Here is a 15,655-nt window from a genome sequence, read left to right as displayed (position 1 = left end):
TGAATTCAATCTCGCAAACGCGAACTGAACAATAAGAAGCACAACATCACGAGGAATCACCATGGCTAACTACTTCAATACACTGAATCTGCGCCAGCAGCTGGCTCAGCTGGGCAAATGTCGCTTTATGGGTCGCGACGAATTCGCTGATGGCGCGAGCTACCTTCAGGGTAAAAAAGTAGTCATCGTCGGCTGTGGCGCACAGGGTCTGAACCAGGGCCTGAACATGCGTGATTCTGGTCTCGATATCTCCTACGCTCTACGTAAAGAAGCGATTGCCGAGAAGCGTGCATCCTGGCGTAAAGCGACCGAAAACGGTTTTAAAGTGGGTACTTACGAAGAACTGATCCCGCAGGCGGATCTGGTGGTCAACCTGACGCCGGACAAGCAGCACTCTGATGTAGTGCGCACCGTACAGCCACTGATGAAAGACGGCGCGGCGCTGGGTTACTCGCACGGTTTCAACATCGTCGAAGTGGGCGAGCAGATCCGTAAAGACATCACCGTAGTAATGGTTGCGCCGAAATGCCCTGGCACCGAAGTACGTGAAGAGTACAAACGTGGATTCGGCGTACCGACGCTGATTGCCGTTCATCCGGAAAACGATCCGAAAGGCGAAGGTATGGCGATTGCCAAAGCGTGGGCGGCAGCAACCGGTGGTCACCGTGCGGGCGTGCTGGAATCCTCTTTCGTTGCGGAAGTGAAATCTGACCTGATGGGCGAGCAAACTATTCTGTGCGGTATGTTACAGGCTGGCTCTCTGCTGTGCTTCGACAAGCTGGTGGAAGAAGGCACCGATCCGGCATACGCAGAAAAACTGATTCAGTTCGGCTGGGAAACCATCACCGAAGCACTGAAACAGGGCGGCATCACCCTGATGATGGACCGTCTCTCTAACCCAGCGAAACTGCGAGCTTACGCGCTCTCTGAGCAACTGAAAGAGATCATGGCACCGCTGTTCCAGAAACATATGGACGACATCATCTCCGGCGAATTCTCCTCCGGCATGATGGCTGACTGGGCCAACGACGATAAAAAACTGCTGACCTGGCGTGAAGAGACCGGCAAAACCGCGTTCGAAACCGCGCCGCAGTATGAAGGCAAAATCGGCGAGCAGGAGTATTTCGATAAAGGCGTATTGATGATCGCAATGGTGAAAGCGGGCGTTGAGCTGGCGTTCGAAACGATGGTTGATTCCGGCATCATTGAAGAGTCTGCCTACTATGAATCACTGCACGAACTGCCGTTGATTGCCAACACCATCGCCCGTAAGCGTCTGTACGAAATGAACGTGGTTATCTCTGATACCGCCGAGTACGGTAACTATCTGTTCTCTTACGCTTGTGTGCCGCTGCTGAAACCGTTTATGGCAGAGCTGCAACCGGGCGACCTGGGTAAAGCTATTCCGGAAGGTGCGGTAGATAACGCGCAGCTGCGTGATGTGAATGAAGCGATTCGCAGCCATGCGATTGAGCAGGTAGGTAAGAAACTGCGCGGCTATATGACGGATATGAAACGTATTGCTGTTGCGGGTTAATAGCGATTCAGAGTTCAAGGCCTTCTCCTGGAGAAGGCCTTGCTGTTAGTTGCGGTATAACACCTTAATGATGTGGTAACCGAACTGGGTGTGCAGCGGGCCGGTTGGCTCCAGTACAGGACAAGAGAAAACCACTTTATCGAACGCCGGAACCATCTGACCCTGGCGGAATTCACCTAAATCACCGCCGCGTTTGCCTGACGGGCAAATGGAGTGTTTCTTCGCCAGCTTGCCGAAATCGGCACCGTTCTTGATCTGCTCGAGAAGATCCAGAGCCAGTTTCTCTTCTTTTACAAGGATATGCAGTGCTGCTGCTGTTTTTGCCATGATCGTGCCTTGAGTGGTAAGGATGAGGCTGGCTATACTACCACGCTGTTATTTTCCCCTCCCGACTTTCATTGAGCGATTTTCCTATGCGTCTAAACCCCGGCCAACAACAAGCTGTCGAATTCGTTACCGGCCCCTGCCTGGTGCTGGCGGGCGCGGGTTCCGGTAAAACTCGTGTTATCACCAATAAAATCGCCCATCTGATCCGCGGTTGCGGTTATCAGGCGCGACATATCGCGGCGGTGACCTTTACCAATAAGGCGGCGCGCGAGATGAAAGAGCGTGTCGGGCAGACGCTGGGGCGTAAAGAGGCGCGCGGGCTGATGATCTCCACCTTCCACACGCTGGGGCTGGATATCATCAAACGCGAGTATGCAGCATTGGGGATGAAGGCAAACTTCTCGTTGTTTGACGATACCGATCAGCTTGCTTTGCTTAAAGAGTTGACCGAAGGGCTGATCGAAGATGACAAAGTTCTCTTGCAACAGCTAATTTCGACCATCTCCAATTGGAAAAACGATCTAAAAACACCGGCGCAGGCGGCGGCAGAGGCAAAGGGCGAGCGGGATCGAATTTTTGCCCATTGTTATGGACTGTATGATGCGCACCTGAAAGCGTGCAATGTTCTCGACTTCGACGATCTGATTTTATTGCCAACGTTACTTCTGCAACGCAATGAAGAAGTCCGCGAGCGCTGGCAGAACAAAATTCGCTACCTGCTGGTGGATGAATATCAGGACACCAACACCAGCCAGTATGAACTGGTGAAACTGCTGGTGGGCAGCCGCGCGCGCTTTACCGTGGTGGGTGATGATGACCAGTCGATCTACTCCTGGCGCGGCGCACGTCCGCAAAACCTGGTGCTGCTGAGTCAGGATTTCCCGGCGTTGAAGGTGATTAAGCTCGAGCAGAATTACCGCTCTTCCGGACGTATTCTGAAAGCGGCGAACATCCTGATCGCCAATAACCCGCACGTCTTTGAAAAGCGTCTGTTCTCCGAACTGGGCTACGGCGCGGAGCTAAAAGTTTTAAGCGCGAATAACGAGGAACATGAAGCCGAGCGCGTCACCGGTGAACTGATTGCGCATCACTTCGTCAATAAAACGCAGTACAAAGATTACGCCATCCTTTATCGCGGTAACCATCAGTCGCGGGTGTTTGAAAAATTCCTGATGCAAAACCGCATCCCGTACAAAATATCCGGTGGTACGTCGTTTTTCTCTCGTCCTGAAATCAAGGATTTGCTGGCTTATCTGCGCGTGCTGACTAACCCGGACGATGACAGCGCATTTCTGCGTATCGTTAACACGCCGAAGCGAGAGATTGGCCCGGCTACGCTGAAAAAGCTGGGTGAGTGGGCGATGACGCGCAATAAAAGCATGTTTACCGCCAGCTTTGATATGGGCCTGAGTCAGACGCTTAGCGGACGTGGTTATGAAGCATTGACCCGCTTCACTCACTGGTTGGCAGAAATCCAGCGTCTGGCGGAGCGGGAGCCGATTGCCGCGGTGCGTGATCTGATCCACGGCATGGATTATGAATCCTGGCTGTATGAAACATCGCCCAGTCCGAAAGCTGCCGAAATGCGAATGAAGAACGTTAACCAGTTATTTAGCTGGATGACGGAGATGCTGGAAGGCAGTGAACTGGATGAGCCGATGACGTTAACCCAGGTGGTGACGCGCTTTACTCTTCGCGACATGATGGAGCGGGGGGAAAGCGAGGAAGAACTGGATCAGGTGCAACTGATGACTCTGCACGCGTCGAAAGGGCTGGAGTTTCCCTATGTCTACATGGTCGGTATGGAAGAAGGTTTTTTGCCGCACCAGAGCAGCATCGATGAAGATAATATCGATGAGGAGCGGCGACTGGCTTATGTCGGCATCACCCGCGCCCAGAAGGAATTGACCTTTACACTGTGTAAAGAACGCCGTCAGTACGGCGAACTGGTACGCCCGGAGCCGAGCCGCTTCCTGCTGGAGCTGCCGCAGGATGATCTGGTTTGGGAACAGGAGCGCAAAGTGGTCAGTGCCGAAGAACGGATGCAGAAAGGGCAAAGCCATCTGGCGAATCTGAAAGCGATGATGGCGGCAAAACGAGGGAAATAATCACTCCCTGGGGAAGCCGGAAAAGATGCGTCAGCATCGCATCCAGCACCTTGCACGTTAATGCACTTCCAGCGGCCAGTGGACATAGCTCTGCCACTGGCTTTCTTGATCGATAACCTCTGTACCCAGCGGATGCTGGGCCAGCCAACCTTGTGGCAGCGTTAAGGTCAACTGCTCATGATCGGCCTGTAATTTAATATCTGGTACTAAATCATCACGACGACGGCTGGCAAAAATGATGGCGAGGCGCAGTAAACGACAGAGTTGTTCTGCGACGCGCGGCGGTACGGCATTTTGCTGATGCAGCGATGAGAGATCGACCGGATTCGTCTGGTTGAGTAATAACGTCGCCAGCAGCTTTTTCTGCGCGGGGGTAAAACCGGGAAGATCCAGGTTACGCACCAGATAAGCGGCATGTTGCGGCGCTTGTTTGAAATCAACGCTAAGGCCAATTTCATGAAGCTGACAGGCGCTGATCAGTAAATCGCGGCTAATCGCTTCAAGATGCCAGGTATTTTCGACCTGATCGAACAAGTTAGCGGCAAGTTTAGCCACACGCTGTGCTTGATCGGTATCAATCATAAAGCGACGTTGAATATTACGCAGTGTTCGGCTGCGAATATCCTGCTCGACCGCCAGATGTAACATGCCGTAAACCAGGCCTTCACGCAGTGCGCCGCCGGCCAGCGTCATACACTGGATATTCAGCTCGGTAAAAATGGCTATCAGGATCGCCAGACCACTTGGGAATACTAACGCGCGTTCCAGCGTCAACCCTTCGATTTCCAACTCTTCCAGCCTGCCACAGTGAATAGCGCGCTGTTTCAGTTGCTGCAATTTCGCCAGAGTAATGCGTTCATCCATACCCTGCGCCATCATGATTTCCTGCAAAGCCTGCACGGTGCCGGAAGCACCAACGCACACCTTCCAGCCGTGATAGCGCAATTCATCGGCAACTGGACGTAGCACTTCGCGCGCGGCTTGTTCGGCTGCGACAAAGTTTTCTTGCCCCAGATTACGATCGGCAAAATAGCGCTCAAGCCAGGTAACGCAGCCCATAGACAGGCTGAACAAGGATGTCGTTTGTGCGCCGGTGCCGGTTACCAGTTCAGTACTGGCGCCGCCGATATCTACCACCAGGCGCTGATCGGCACCGCCAGTGGTGTGAGCAACGCCCTGATAAATCAGGCGTGCTTCCTCTTCACCGCTAATGACCTGTACCGGACAGCCAAGGATTTCCTGCGCTTTAGCGATGAAATCACCAGCATTAACGGCAAGACGTAACGTCGCCGTGGCGACAACGCGAATTTGCGAGGGAGGGATATCTTGCAAACGTTCAGCAAACAGACGCAGGCATTGCCAGCCGCGCTCCATTGCTTCATTAGACAGGGCATTTTCGCTGTTCAGGCCAGCAGCCAGACGCACTTTGCGTTTAATTCGCGTCAGCGTCTGGATACTGCCAGCCACCTCGCGCACAACCAGCATATGAAAACTATTCGAACCGAGATCAATAGCGGCATAAAGCGACGAGGTGGAACCCATACTCTTCATCCTTCAATCTGTCTCTGCGTTGGCTGCGTTCTTTCACCCAAATCACTTACTACAATAAGCTCGTCGGGATTCATTCTCTTGCCATCTTGATACAGTTTGAATGATTTTGAGTATGACATTTTTTATTTAACCTGAACGACGACGATTACGCGGAGCGCCAGTACGACGCGGACCATTGCCTGTACGCGGGCGCGTGAGGCGCAGCGGTTTTGGCAGATCGGTCATCAATGCGTCCGGATTGTATTTGCTTACCGGAATTGAGTGACCAATATAGGTCTCAATAGCAGGCAAATTCAATGCATACTCTTCACATGCCAGGCTGATGGAATGACCACTTGCGCCAGCGCGACCTGTACGACCAATACGGTGAACGTAATCTTCACAGTCATCGGGTAAATCGTAGTTAAAGACGTGCGTCACAGCCGGGATATGCAGGCCACGCGCGGCAACATCGGTGGCAACCAGAATATCCAAATCACCACGGGTAAATTCATCAAGAATACGCAGACGTTTTTTCTGCGCTACATCACCCGTTAACAGGCCAACACGATGACCATCTGCCGCCAGGTGACCCCAGATCTCTTCACAACGATGTTTGGTGTTGGCGAAAATAATCGCTCTGTCTGGCCACTCTTCTTCGATCAGCGTTTGCAATAAACGCATCTTTTCTTCGTTAGAAGGGTAGAAAAGTTCTTCTTTAATGCGGTGGCCCGTTTTCTGTTCCGGTTCCACTTCAATATATTCGGCATTGTTCATCTGCTCGAACGCCAGTTCACGTACCCGGTACGAAAGCGTGGCGGAGAACAGCATGTTGAGACGCTGGTTTGCAGGCGGCATACGGCGGAACAGCCAGCGGATATCTTTAATAAAGCCCAGATCGTACATACGATCGGCTTCGTCCAGCACCACTACCTGAATGGCGCCGAGGTTGATGTGGTTCTGTTTGGCGTAGTCGATCAAACGACCCGTAGTGCCAATCAAAATGTCAACGCCGCTTTCCAGCACTTTCAGCTGTTTGTCGTAGCCGTCGCCACCGTAAGCCAGACCCAATTTCAGGCCAGTAGCTTGCGCCAGTGGCTCCGCATCGGCGTGGATCTGCACGGCAAGTTCACGCGTCGGTGCCATAATTAAGGCACGCGGTTGATTCACCTTGCGATCGGCAATCGCAGGATGAGAGAGAAGATAATGAAACGTTGACGTAAGAAACGCCATCGTTTTTCCGGTACCGGTTTGCGCCTGCCCGGCTACGTCACGACCCACCAGCGTTAGCGGAAGGGCCAGTGCCTGAATGGGCGTACAGTTATGAAACCCTTTTTTTTCAAGGGCTTCTACAACTTTCGGATGCAGGGCGAAGTCGGAAAACTTCTGTTCTGTTAAATGTGTTTTGCTCATAGTGTGGTAGAATATCAGCTTACTATTGCTTTACGAAAGCGTATCCGGTGAAATAAAGTCAACCTTTAGTTGGTTAATGTTACACCAACAACGAAACCAACACGCCAGGCTTATTCCTGTGGAGTTATATATGAGCGATAAAATTATTCACCTGACTGACGACAGTTTTGACACGGATGTACTCAAAGCGGACGGGGCGATCCTCGTTGATTTCTGGGCAGAGTGGTGCGGTCCGTGCAAAATGATCGCCCCGATTCTGGATGAAATCGCTGACGAATATCAGGGCAAACTGACCGTTGCAAAACTGAACATCGATCAAAACCCTGGCACTGCGCCGAAATATGGCATCCGTGGTATCCCGACTCTGCTGCTGTTCAAAAACGGCGAATTGGCCGCAACCAAAGTGGGCGCACTGTCTAAAGGTCAGTTGAAAGAGTTCCTCGACGCTAACCTGGCGTAAGGGAATTTCATGTTCGGGTGCCCCGTCGCTAAAAACTGGACGCCCGGCGTGAGTCATGCTAACTTAATGTTGACTTCGTATTAAACATACCTTATTAAGTTTGAATCTTGTAATATCCAACGCTTCCTGTTTTTCTTAAATGCGAAGTGAACAGATTTCTGGCTCGTCACTCAATCCGTCTTGTCGTTTCAGTTCTGCGTACTCTCCTGTGACCAGACAGCGAAAAGACATGAGTTGATGACCGTAAACAGGCATGGATGATCCTGCCATACCATTCACAACATTAAGTTCGAGATTTACCCCAAGTTTAAGAACTCACACCACTATGAATCTTACCGAATTAAAGAATACGCCGGTTTCTGAGCTGATCACTCTCGGCGAAAATATGGGGCTGGAAAACCTGGCTCGTATGCGTAAGCAGGACATTATTTTTGCCATCCTGAAGCAGCACGCAAAGAGTGGCGAAGATATCTTTGGTGATGGCGTACTGGAGATATTGCAGGATGGATTTGGTTTCCTCCGTTCCGCAGACAGCTCCTACCTCGCCGGCCCTGATGACATCTACGTTTCTCCTAGCCAAATCCGCCGTTTCAACCTCCGCACTGGTGATACCATCTCTGGTAAGATTCGCCCGCCGAAAGAAGGTGAACGCTATTTTGCGCTGCTGAAGGTTAACGAAGTTAACTTCGACAAACCAGAAAACGCCCGTAACAAAATCCTCTTTGAGAACTTAACGCCGCTGCACGCAAACTCTCGTCTGCGTATGGAGCGTGGTAACGGTTCTACCGAAGATTTAACCGCACGCGTACTGGATCTGGCATCGCCTATCGGTCGTGGGCAACGTGGTCTGATTGTGGCACCGCCAAAAGCGGGTAAAACCATGCTGCTGCAGAACATTGCTCAGAGCATCGCTTACAACCATCCAGACTGCGTACTGATGGTTCTGCTGATTGACGAACGTCCGGAAGAAGTGACCGAGATGCAGCGTCTGGTTAAAGGTGAAGTTGTTGCTTCTACCTTCGATGAACCAGCATCTCGCCACGTTCAGGTTGCGGAAATGGTGATCGAGAAGGCAAAACGCCTGGTTGAGCATAAGAAAGACGTTATTATTCTGCTCGACTCCATCACTCGTCTGGCTCGTGCCTACAACACCGTCGTACCGGCATCCGGTAAAGTGTTGACCGGTGGTGTGGACGCCAACGCCCTGCATCGTCCGAAACGCTTCTTCGGCGCAGCACGTAATGTGGAAGAGGGCGGCAGCCTGACCATCATTGCAACGGCGCTAATCGATACCGGCTCCAAAATGGACGAAGTTATCTACGAAGAGTTTAAAGGTACAGGTAACATGGAACTGCACCTCTCTCGTAAAATCGCTGAAAAACGCGTCTTCCCGGCAATCGACTACAACCGTTCTGGTACTCGTAAAGAAGAGTTGCTTACCACTCAGGAAGAGCTGCAGAAAATGTGGATCCTGCGCAAAATCATTCACCCGATGGGCGAAATCGACGCAATGGAATTCCTCATTAATAAACTTGCGATGACCAAGACCAATGATGATTTCTTCGAGATGATGAAACGCTCATAAGTTAGTGTTACAGCAAAACGCCACGTGTTTACGTGGCGTTTTGCTTTTATATCTGTAATCTTAGCGGTATACCTGTGATGGTGTGAAAATTCCTGGTTTTTGCGGGTGTTTTATGCGGTTTACATATCAATTGGTTGATTTTTGCTCATTTCTGAGAGATTCAGAAAGTAGTTTCCCTTCTGAATAAAGGTCTTCGTGGGTATACTTCAGCTAATAATTTTCTCTGAGAGCATGCATTGTGAATTTACTGACAGTGAGTACTGATCTCATCAGTATTTTTTTATTCACGACACTGTTTCTGTTTTTTGCCCGCAAGGTGGCAAAAAAAGTCGGTTTAGTGGATAAACCTAACTTCCGCAAACGTCACCAGGGATTGATACCGCTCGTTGGGGGTATTTCGGTTTATGCAGGGATTTGCTTCACATTCGGAATTGTCGATTACTATATTCCACATGCAGCTCTCTATCTCGTTTGTGCCGGTGTGCTTGTGTTCATTGGCGCGCTGGATGATCGTTTTGATATCAGCGTAAAAATCCGTGCCACCATACAGGCAGCTGTTGGCATTGTTATGATGGTGTTCGGCAAACTTTATCTCAGTAGTTTGGGTTATATCTTTGGCTCCTGGGAGATGGTGCTTGGACCGTTTGGTTACTTCCTGACGCTGTTTGCTGTCTGGGCGGCGATTAATGCCTTCAACATGGTCGATGGTATTGATGGCTTGCTGGGCGGGTTATCCTGTGTCTCGTTTGCGGCAATCGGTATGATTTTGTGGTTCGACGGGCAAACCAGCCTCGCTATCTGGTGCTTTGCCATGATCGCCGCCATCCTGCCTTATATCATGCTCAACCTTGGTATTCTGGGGCGTCGCTACAAAGTCTTTATGGGCGATGCGGGGAGTACGCTGATTGGTTTTACTGTTATCTGGATCCTGTTGGAAACTACCCAGGGTGCCACACATCCAATCAGCCCGGTTACCGCCTTATGGATCATTGCTATCCCGCTGATGGACATGGTGGCGATTATGTATCGTCGTTTGCGTAAAGGCATGAGTCCATTCTCACCTGACCGTCAGCATATTCACCATTTGATCATGCGTGCCGGGTTTACTTCCCGCCAGGCATTTGTGCTGATTACCCTTGCTGCAGCGCTACTCGCTTCTATTGGCGTACTGGCAGAATATTCTCATTTTGTCCCGGAATGGGTCATGCTGGTGCTCTTTTTGCTAGCATTCTTCCTCTATGGATATTGCATTAAGCGTGCCTGGAAAGTTGCTCGCTTTATTAAGCGCGTAAAACGCAGACTGCGTAGAAATCGTGGTGGCAGCCCCAATTTAACCAAATAAATGAGGATGTGATGACACAACCAATGCCTGGGAAACCGGCCGAAGACGCTGAAAATGAACTGGATATTCGTGGGTTGTTTCGTACCTTGTGGGCTGGGAAGCTGTGGATTATTGGCATGGGGCTGGCGTTTGCCTTAATCGCGTTAGCGTATACTTTTTTTGCGCGTCAGGAGTGGAGTGCGACGGCGATTACCGATCGTCCAACCGTGAATATGCTGGGCGGCTACTACTCGCAGCAGCAATTTTTGCGTAACCTGGATGTTCGTTCAAATATGGCCCCTGCCGACCAACCATCGGTTATGGATGAAGCCTATAAAGAGTTTGTTATGCAACTGGCATCGTGGGATACCCGCCGCGATTTCTGGTTGCAGACTGACTATTACAAACAGCGGATGGTCGGTAACAGTAAAGCCGATGCGGCTCTGCTGGATGAAATGATCAACAACATCCTGTTTATTCCTGGTGATTTCGCCCGCTCGGTCAATGACAGCGTTAAACTGGTTGCCGAAACCGCCCCCGATGCTAATAACCTGCTTCGTCAATATGTTGCTTTTGCCAGCCAGCGTGCAGCCAGTCATCTGAATGATGAGCTGAAAGGCGCATGGGCGGCGCGCACTATTCAGATGAAAGCTCAGGTGAAGCGTCAGGAAGAAGTGGCTAAGTCCATCTACGACCGCCGGATGAACAGTATTGAACAGGCACTTAAAATCGCCGAGCAACACAATATTTCTCGCAGTGCGACAGACGTGCCAGCCGAGGAATTACCTGATTCAGAAATGTTCCTGTTGGGGCGTCCGATGCTCCAGGCGCGACTGGAAAATTTACAGGCTGTCGGCCCAGCCTTTGATCTCGACTATGATCAGAATCGGGCCATGTTAAACACCCTTAATGTTGGTCCAACCCTGGATCCGCGTTTTCAGACCTATCGCTATTTGCGTACACCGGAAGAACCGGTAAAACGCGATAGCCCACGTCGTGCCTTCCTGATGATTATGTGGGGCATTGTCGGGGGGCTGATCGGGGCTGGTGTCGCATTAACCCGCCGTTGCTCGAAATAGCAACACAGCTGTGGTGAGCGCAAAGGCGCTCGCCGCTTATTCGAAGAGAATCGATGTGAAAGTACTGACTGTATTTGGTACGCGCCCGGAAGCCATCAAGATGGCGCCGTTGGTGCATGCGTTGGCAAAAGATCCTTTTTTTGAGGCTAAAGTTTGCGTCACTGCGCAGCATCGGGAGATGCTCGATCAGGTGCTGAAACTCTTTTCCATTGTACCTGACTACGATCTCAACATAATGCAGCCAGGACAGGGCCTGACAGAGATAACCTGTCGGATTCTGGAAGGACTAAAACCTATTCTTGCCGAGTTCAAACCAGACGTTGTGCTGGTTCACGGTGATACTACCACCACACTGGCAACCAGCCTGGCAGCGTTTTATCAGCGAATTCCTGTTGGTCACGTTGAGGCCGGACTGCGCACGGGCGATCTCTATTCGCCGTGGCCGGAAGAGGCTAACCGTACATTGACCGGGCATCTGGCGATGTACCATTTCTCACCAACTGAAACTTCCCGGCAAAATTTGCTGCGTGAAAACGTCGCTGACAGCCGAATATTTATTACCGGTAATACAGTAATTGATGCGCTGCTGTGGGTGCGCGACCAGGTAATGAGCAGCGATACGCTGCGTTCAGAACTGGCGGCAAATTACCCGTTTATCGACCCCGATAAAAAGATGATTCTGGTGACCGGTCATAGGCGTGAGAGCTTTGGTCGTGGTTTTGAAGAAATTTGCCATGCGCTGGCTGAAATTGCTACCACTCATCAGGACATCCAGATTGTTTATCCGGTACACCTTAACCCGAATGTCAGAGAGCCGGTCAATCGCATTCTGGGGCATGTGAAAAATGTCATTTTGATTGATCCCCAGGAGTATTTACCGTTTGTCTGGTTGATGAACCATGCCTGGTTGATTTTGACTGACTCTGGCGGCATTCAGGAAGAAGCACCTTCTCTGGGTAAACCGGTGCTGGTGATGCGCGATACCACCGAACGCCCAGAAGCGGTGACCGCAGGTACGGTACGTCTGGTGGGGACGGATAAGCAACGGATCGTCGAGGAAGTGACGCGTCTTTTAGAAGACGAAGATGAATATCAAACTATGAGCCGAGCCCATAACCCGTATGGTGATGGTCAGGCATGCTCTCGCATTTTGGAAGCGTTAAAAAATAATCGGATATCACTATGAGTTTTGCGACCATTTCTGTTATCGGACTGGGTTATATCGGGCTGCCAACGGCGGCTGCGTTTGCCTCACGGCAAAAACAGGTGATTGGTGTTGATATCAACCAACAAGCGGTTGATACCATCAATCGTGGCGAAATCCATATCGTCGAACCTGATTTAGCGAGCGTGGTAAAAACTGCCGTAGAAGGTGGTTTTTTACGAGCGAGCACGACGCCGGTTGAGGCTGATGCCTGGCTGATTGCTGTCCCAACGCCATTTAAAGGCGATCATGAGCCGGATATGGCCTACGTCGAATCGGCTGCCCGCTCCATTGCGCCAGTGCTGAAAAAAGGCGCGTTGGTGATCCTTGAATCCACCTCGCCGGTGGGTTCAACCGAGAAGATGGCAGAATGGTTAGCAGAGATGCGTCCGGACCTGACTTTCCCGCAGCAGGTGGGTGAGCAGGCGGACGTCAATATTGCTTATTGCCCGGAACGCGTGTTGCCGGGCCAGGTGATGGTCGAGCTGATTAAAAACGATCGCGTCATTGGCGGCATGACGCCAGTTTGCTCGGCGCGCGCCAGCGAACTGTACAAAATTTTCCTCGAAGGTGAGTGTGTCGTCACTAACTCGCGGACGGCGGAAATGTGTAAGCTCACAGAAAACAGCTTCCGCGACGTGAATATTGCTTTTGCTAACGAACTGTCGCTGATTTGTGCCGAGCAAGGAATTAACGTCTGGGAACTGATTCGTTTGGCGAATCGCCATCCACGAGTCAATATTCTCCAGCCTGGTCCGGGTGTGGGCGGTCACTGCATTGCCGTCGACCCGTGGTTTATCGTGGCGCAGAACCCGCAGCAGGCGCGGCTTATCCGTACCGCGCGTGAAGTGAACGATCACAAACCTTTCTGGGTGATTGATCAGGTGAAAGCGGCGGTCGCTGATTGTTTGGCTGCCAGTGAGAAACGCGCCAGTGAACTGAAAATTGCCTGTTTTGGTCTGGCGTTTAAACCGAATATTGATGACCTGCGCGAAAGCCCGGCGATGGAAATCGCTGAACTGATCGCCCAGTGGCACAGCGGCGAAACGCTGGTTGTTGAACCTAATATTCACCAGTTGCCGAAAAAACTGACCGGGCTTTGCACGCTGGCGCAGCTTGACGAGGCGCTGGCGACGGCAGATGTGCTGGTGATGTTGGTAGATCACAGCCAGTTTAAAGCCATTAGCGGCGATGATGTTCAGCAGCAGTATGTGGTGGATACCAAAGGAGTCTGGCGCTGATACTGATTACAGTAAACGACTGTGTTGAGGGAGATAGAGAATGCCCGTCCGCGCCAGTATTGAACCACTAACCTGGGAAAACGCCTTTTTTGGCGTTAACAGCGCCATCGTGCGCATTAGTCCTGACGCACCGCTCCTGACGCCAGGCGTTTTGGCGCCGTGGTCACGAGTACAGGCCAAAATTGCCGCATCCAATACCGAAGAACTAGATGTCCTGCAACAGCTGGGATTCTCGCTGGTCGAAGGAGAAGTGGATTTTGCGCTCCCCGTGATCAACGTCAGTGAAAGCCGTGCGGAAGTGGCTCAAGAAGCAGATATTCCAGTACTACGCCAGTTAGCCCGCGAAGCATTCGCCCAAAGCCGTTTTCGTATGCCGTGGTATGCACCCGATGCCAGTGGTCGCTTTTACGCGCAGTGGATTGAAAATGCCGTGCGCGGCACCTTTGATCATCAATGCCTGGTTTTACGCGCGGCGTCCGGCGAGATTCGCGGCTATGTTTCTCTACGAGAGTTGAATGCCACTGACGCGCGCATTGGTTTACTGGCAGGACGCGGTGCAGGTGCTGAACTGATGCAAACGGCGCTAAACTGGGCGTATGCTCGCGGTAAAACAACATTGCGGGTGGCGACCCAGATGGGCAACACCGCCGCGCTTAAACGATACATACAAAGTGGTGCGAATGTAGAAAGCACCGCGTACTGGTTATACAGGTGATCACATGATTCCATTTAACGCACCGCCGGTGGTGGGCACCGAACTCGACTATATGCAGTCGGCAATGGGTAGCGGCAAACTGTGCGGCGATGGCGGTTTTACCCGTCGCTGCCAGCAGTGGCTGGAGCAACGTTTTGGCAGCGCCAAAGTACTGCTGACGCCATCCTGCACCGCTTCTCTGGAGATGGCGGCGCTGCTTCTGGATATCCAACCGGGCGATGAAGTGATCATGCCGAGCTACACCTTTGTCTCCACCGCCAACGCCTTTGTGCTGCGTGGAGCAAAAATTGTTTTTGTTGATGTTCGCCCGGACACCATGAACATCGACGAAACGCTGATTGAAGCGGCGATCACCGACAAAACGCGCGTTATTGTGCCGGTGCATTACGCGGGCGTGGCCTGCGAAATGGACACCATTATGGCGTTGGCGAAAAAGCATAATCTGTTTGTGGTGGAAGATGCCGCTCAGGGCGTGATGTCCACTTACAAAGGGCGAGCGCTGGGAACCATTGGCCATATTGGCTGCTTTAGCTTCCATGAAACCAAAAACTACACGGCGGGCGGTGAAGGCGGGGCGACGCTGATTAATGATAAGGCGTTGATTGAACGTGCCGAGATCATCCGTGAAAAAGGGACTAACCGCAGCCAGTTCTTCCGTGGTCAGGTCGATAAATATACCTGGCGCGATATTGGCTCCAGCTATTTGATGTCCGATCTGCAAGCTGCGTACCTTTGGGCGCAACTGGAAGCCGCTGAACGTATCAACCAGCAACGTCTGGCGCTGTGGCAAAACTACTACGATGCGTTAGCACCTCTGGCGAAAGCCGGGCGTATCGAGTTGCCGTCGATTCCGGATGACTGCGTGCAGAACGCGCATATGTTCTACATCAAGCTGCGGGATATTGATGACCGGAGCGCGTTGATTAGCTTCCTGAAGGAAGCGGAAATCATGGCGGTGTTCCATTACATTCCGCTGCACGGTTGCCCTGCGGGTGAACGCTTTGGTGAGTTTCACGGTGAAGATCGCTACACCACCAAAGAGAGCGAGCGCCTGCTGCGCCTGCCGTTGTTCTACAACTTGTCGCCCGTCAATCAGCGCACGGTGATTGCGACCTTGTTGAACTACTTCTCCTGA

General features: G+C 51.7%; 14 protein-coding genes. 11 read left to right on the top strand and 3 right to left on the bottom strand.

Annotated elements, in window-relative coordinates:
* The first annotated feature begins 61 nt into the window (after nucleotides 1-61).
* Nucleotides 62-1,537 carry a ketol-acid reductoisomerase gene (ilvC, locus tag FEK42_RS13605; protein WP_000024951.1) on the top strand — a complete coding sequence of 492 codons (1,476 nt, stop codon included), beginning with the start codon at nucleotides 62-64 and terminating at the stop codon, nucleotides 1,535-1,537.
* Between the two features lie 45 nt (nucleotides 1,538-1,582).
* Here ilvC and ppiC read toward each other — a convergent pair whose 3' ends face one another.
* Nucleotides 1,583-1,864 (bottom strand): peptidylprolyl isomerase PpiC, encoded by a 282-nt coding sequence (gene ppiC / locus FEK42_RS13600; protein ID WP_001140251.1) that lies wholly within the window; start codon nucleotides 1,862-1,864, stop codon nucleotides 1,583-1,585.
* Between the two features lie 86 nt (nucleotides 1,865-1,950).
* On the opposite strand from ppiC, the gene rep reads away from it, so the two are divergent.
* Entirely contained in the window at nucleotides 1,951-3,972 is a 2,022-nt protein-coding gene (rep, locus tag FEK42_RS13595; protein ID WP_138211861.1) for a DNA helicase Rep, read from the top strand.
* A gap of 57 nt (nucleotides 3,973-4,029) precedes the next feature.
* On the opposite strand, the gene gppA is transcribed toward rep, so the two are convergent.
* Both gppA and rhlB read right to left on the bottom strand, forming a co-directional pair.
* Nucleotides 4,030-5,514, bottom strand: coding sequence for a guanosine-5'-triphosphate,3'-diphosphate diphosphatase (gppA, locus tag FEK42_RS13590; RefSeq protein ID WP_135493179.1), 1,485 nt, complete (start codon nucleotides 5,512-5,514; stop codon nucleotides 4,030-4,032).
* Between the two features lie 135 nt (nucleotides 5,515-5,649).
* Nucleotides 5,650-6,915 (bottom strand): ATP-dependent RNA helicase RhlB, encoded by a 1,266-nt coding sequence (gene rhlB / locus FEK42_RS13585; protein ID WP_130209386.1) that lies wholly within the window; start codon nucleotides 6,913-6,915, stop codon nucleotides 5,650-5,652.
* 130 nt (nucleotides 6,916-7,045) lie between these two features.
* On the opposite strand from rhlB, the gene trxA reads away from it, so the two are divergent.
* The 9 genes from trxA to rffA all read left to right on the top strand — a co-directional run bounded on the left by trxA (nucleotide 7,046) and on the right by rffA (nucleotide 15,655).
* Nucleotides 7,046-7,375: a thioredoxin TrxA gene (trxA, locus tag FEK42_RS13580; RefSeq protein ID WP_064530526.1), complete on the top strand. Its 330-nt coding sequence runs from the start codon at nucleotides 7,046-7,048 to the stop codon at nucleotides 7,373-7,375.
* Nucleotides 7,376-7,514: 139 nt separating this feature from the next.
* The gene (gene rhoL / locus FEK42_RS13575; protein WP_032145636.1) at nucleotides 7,515-7,613 is read left to right on the top strand and encodes a rho operon leader peptide RhoL; all 99 of its coding nucleotides are present in this window, start codon (nucleotides 7,515-7,517) and stop codon (nucleotides 7,611-7,613) included.
* A gap of 87 nt (nucleotides 7,614-7,700) precedes the next feature.
* Nucleotides 7,701-8,960, top strand: coding sequence for a transcription termination factor Rho (rho, locus tag FEK42_RS13570; RefSeq protein WP_001054527.1), 1,260 nt, complete (start codon nucleotides 7,701-7,703; stop codon nucleotides 8,958-8,960).
* Between the two features lie 238 nt (nucleotides 8,961-9,198).
* Nucleotides 9,199-10,302: a UDP-N-acetylglucosamine--undecaprenyl-phosphate N-acetylglucosaminephosphotransferase gene (wecA, locus tag FEK42_RS13565; RefSeq protein ID WP_130209388.1), complete on the top strand. Its 1,104-nt coding sequence runs from the start codon at nucleotides 9,199-9,201 to the stop codon at nucleotides 10,300-10,302.
* Between the two features lie 11 nt (nucleotides 10,303-10,313).
* Nucleotides 10,314-11,360 (top strand): ECA polysaccharide chain length modulation protein, encoded by a 1,047-nt coding sequence (gene wzzE, locus FEK42_RS13560; protein ID WP_130209390.1) that lies wholly within the window; start codon nucleotides 10,314-10,316, stop codon nucleotides 11,358-11,360.
* Nucleotides 11,361-11,415: 55 nt separating this feature from the next.
* Entirely contained in the window at nucleotides 11,416-12,546 is a 1,131-nt protein-coding gene (wecB, locus tag FEK42_RS13555; protein ID WP_064530529.1) for a UDP-N-acetylglucosamine 2-epimerase (non-hydrolyzing), read from the top strand.
* A complete protein-coding gene (wecC, locus tag FEK42_RS13550; RefSeq protein WP_138211860.1) occupies nucleotides 12,543-13,805 on the top strand; it encodes a UDP-N-acetyl-D-mannosamine dehydrogenase in 1,263 nt (420 codons plus the stop codon). Before wecB ends, wecC begins: the two co-directional genes overlap by 4 nt.
* A 40-nt stretch (nucleotides 13,806-13,845) precedes the next feature.
* Entirely contained in the window at nucleotides 13,846-14,520 is a 675-nt protein-coding gene (rffC, locus tag FEK42_RS13545) for a dTDP-4-amino-4,6-dideoxy-D-galactose acyltransferase (RefSeq protein ID WP_131162284.1), read from the top strand.
* Between the two features lie 4 nt (nucleotides 14,521-14,524).
* Nucleotides 14,525-15,655 carry a dTDP-4-amino-4,6-dideoxygalactose transaminase gene (rffA, locus tag FEK42_RS13540; RefSeq protein ID WP_130209398.1) on the top strand — a complete coding sequence of 377 codons (1,131 nt, stop codon included), beginning with the start codon at nucleotides 14,525-14,527 and terminating at the stop codon, nucleotides 15,653-15,655.

The sequence above is a fragment of the Escherichia sp. E2748 genome (assembly GCF_005781125.1).
Lineage (GTDB): Bacteria > Pseudomonadota > Gammaproteobacteria > Enterobacterales > Enterobacteriaceae > Escherichia.
Note: the sequence above shows the minus strand (reverse complement) of the source record. Positions and strands in the feature narration are given on the sequence as shown.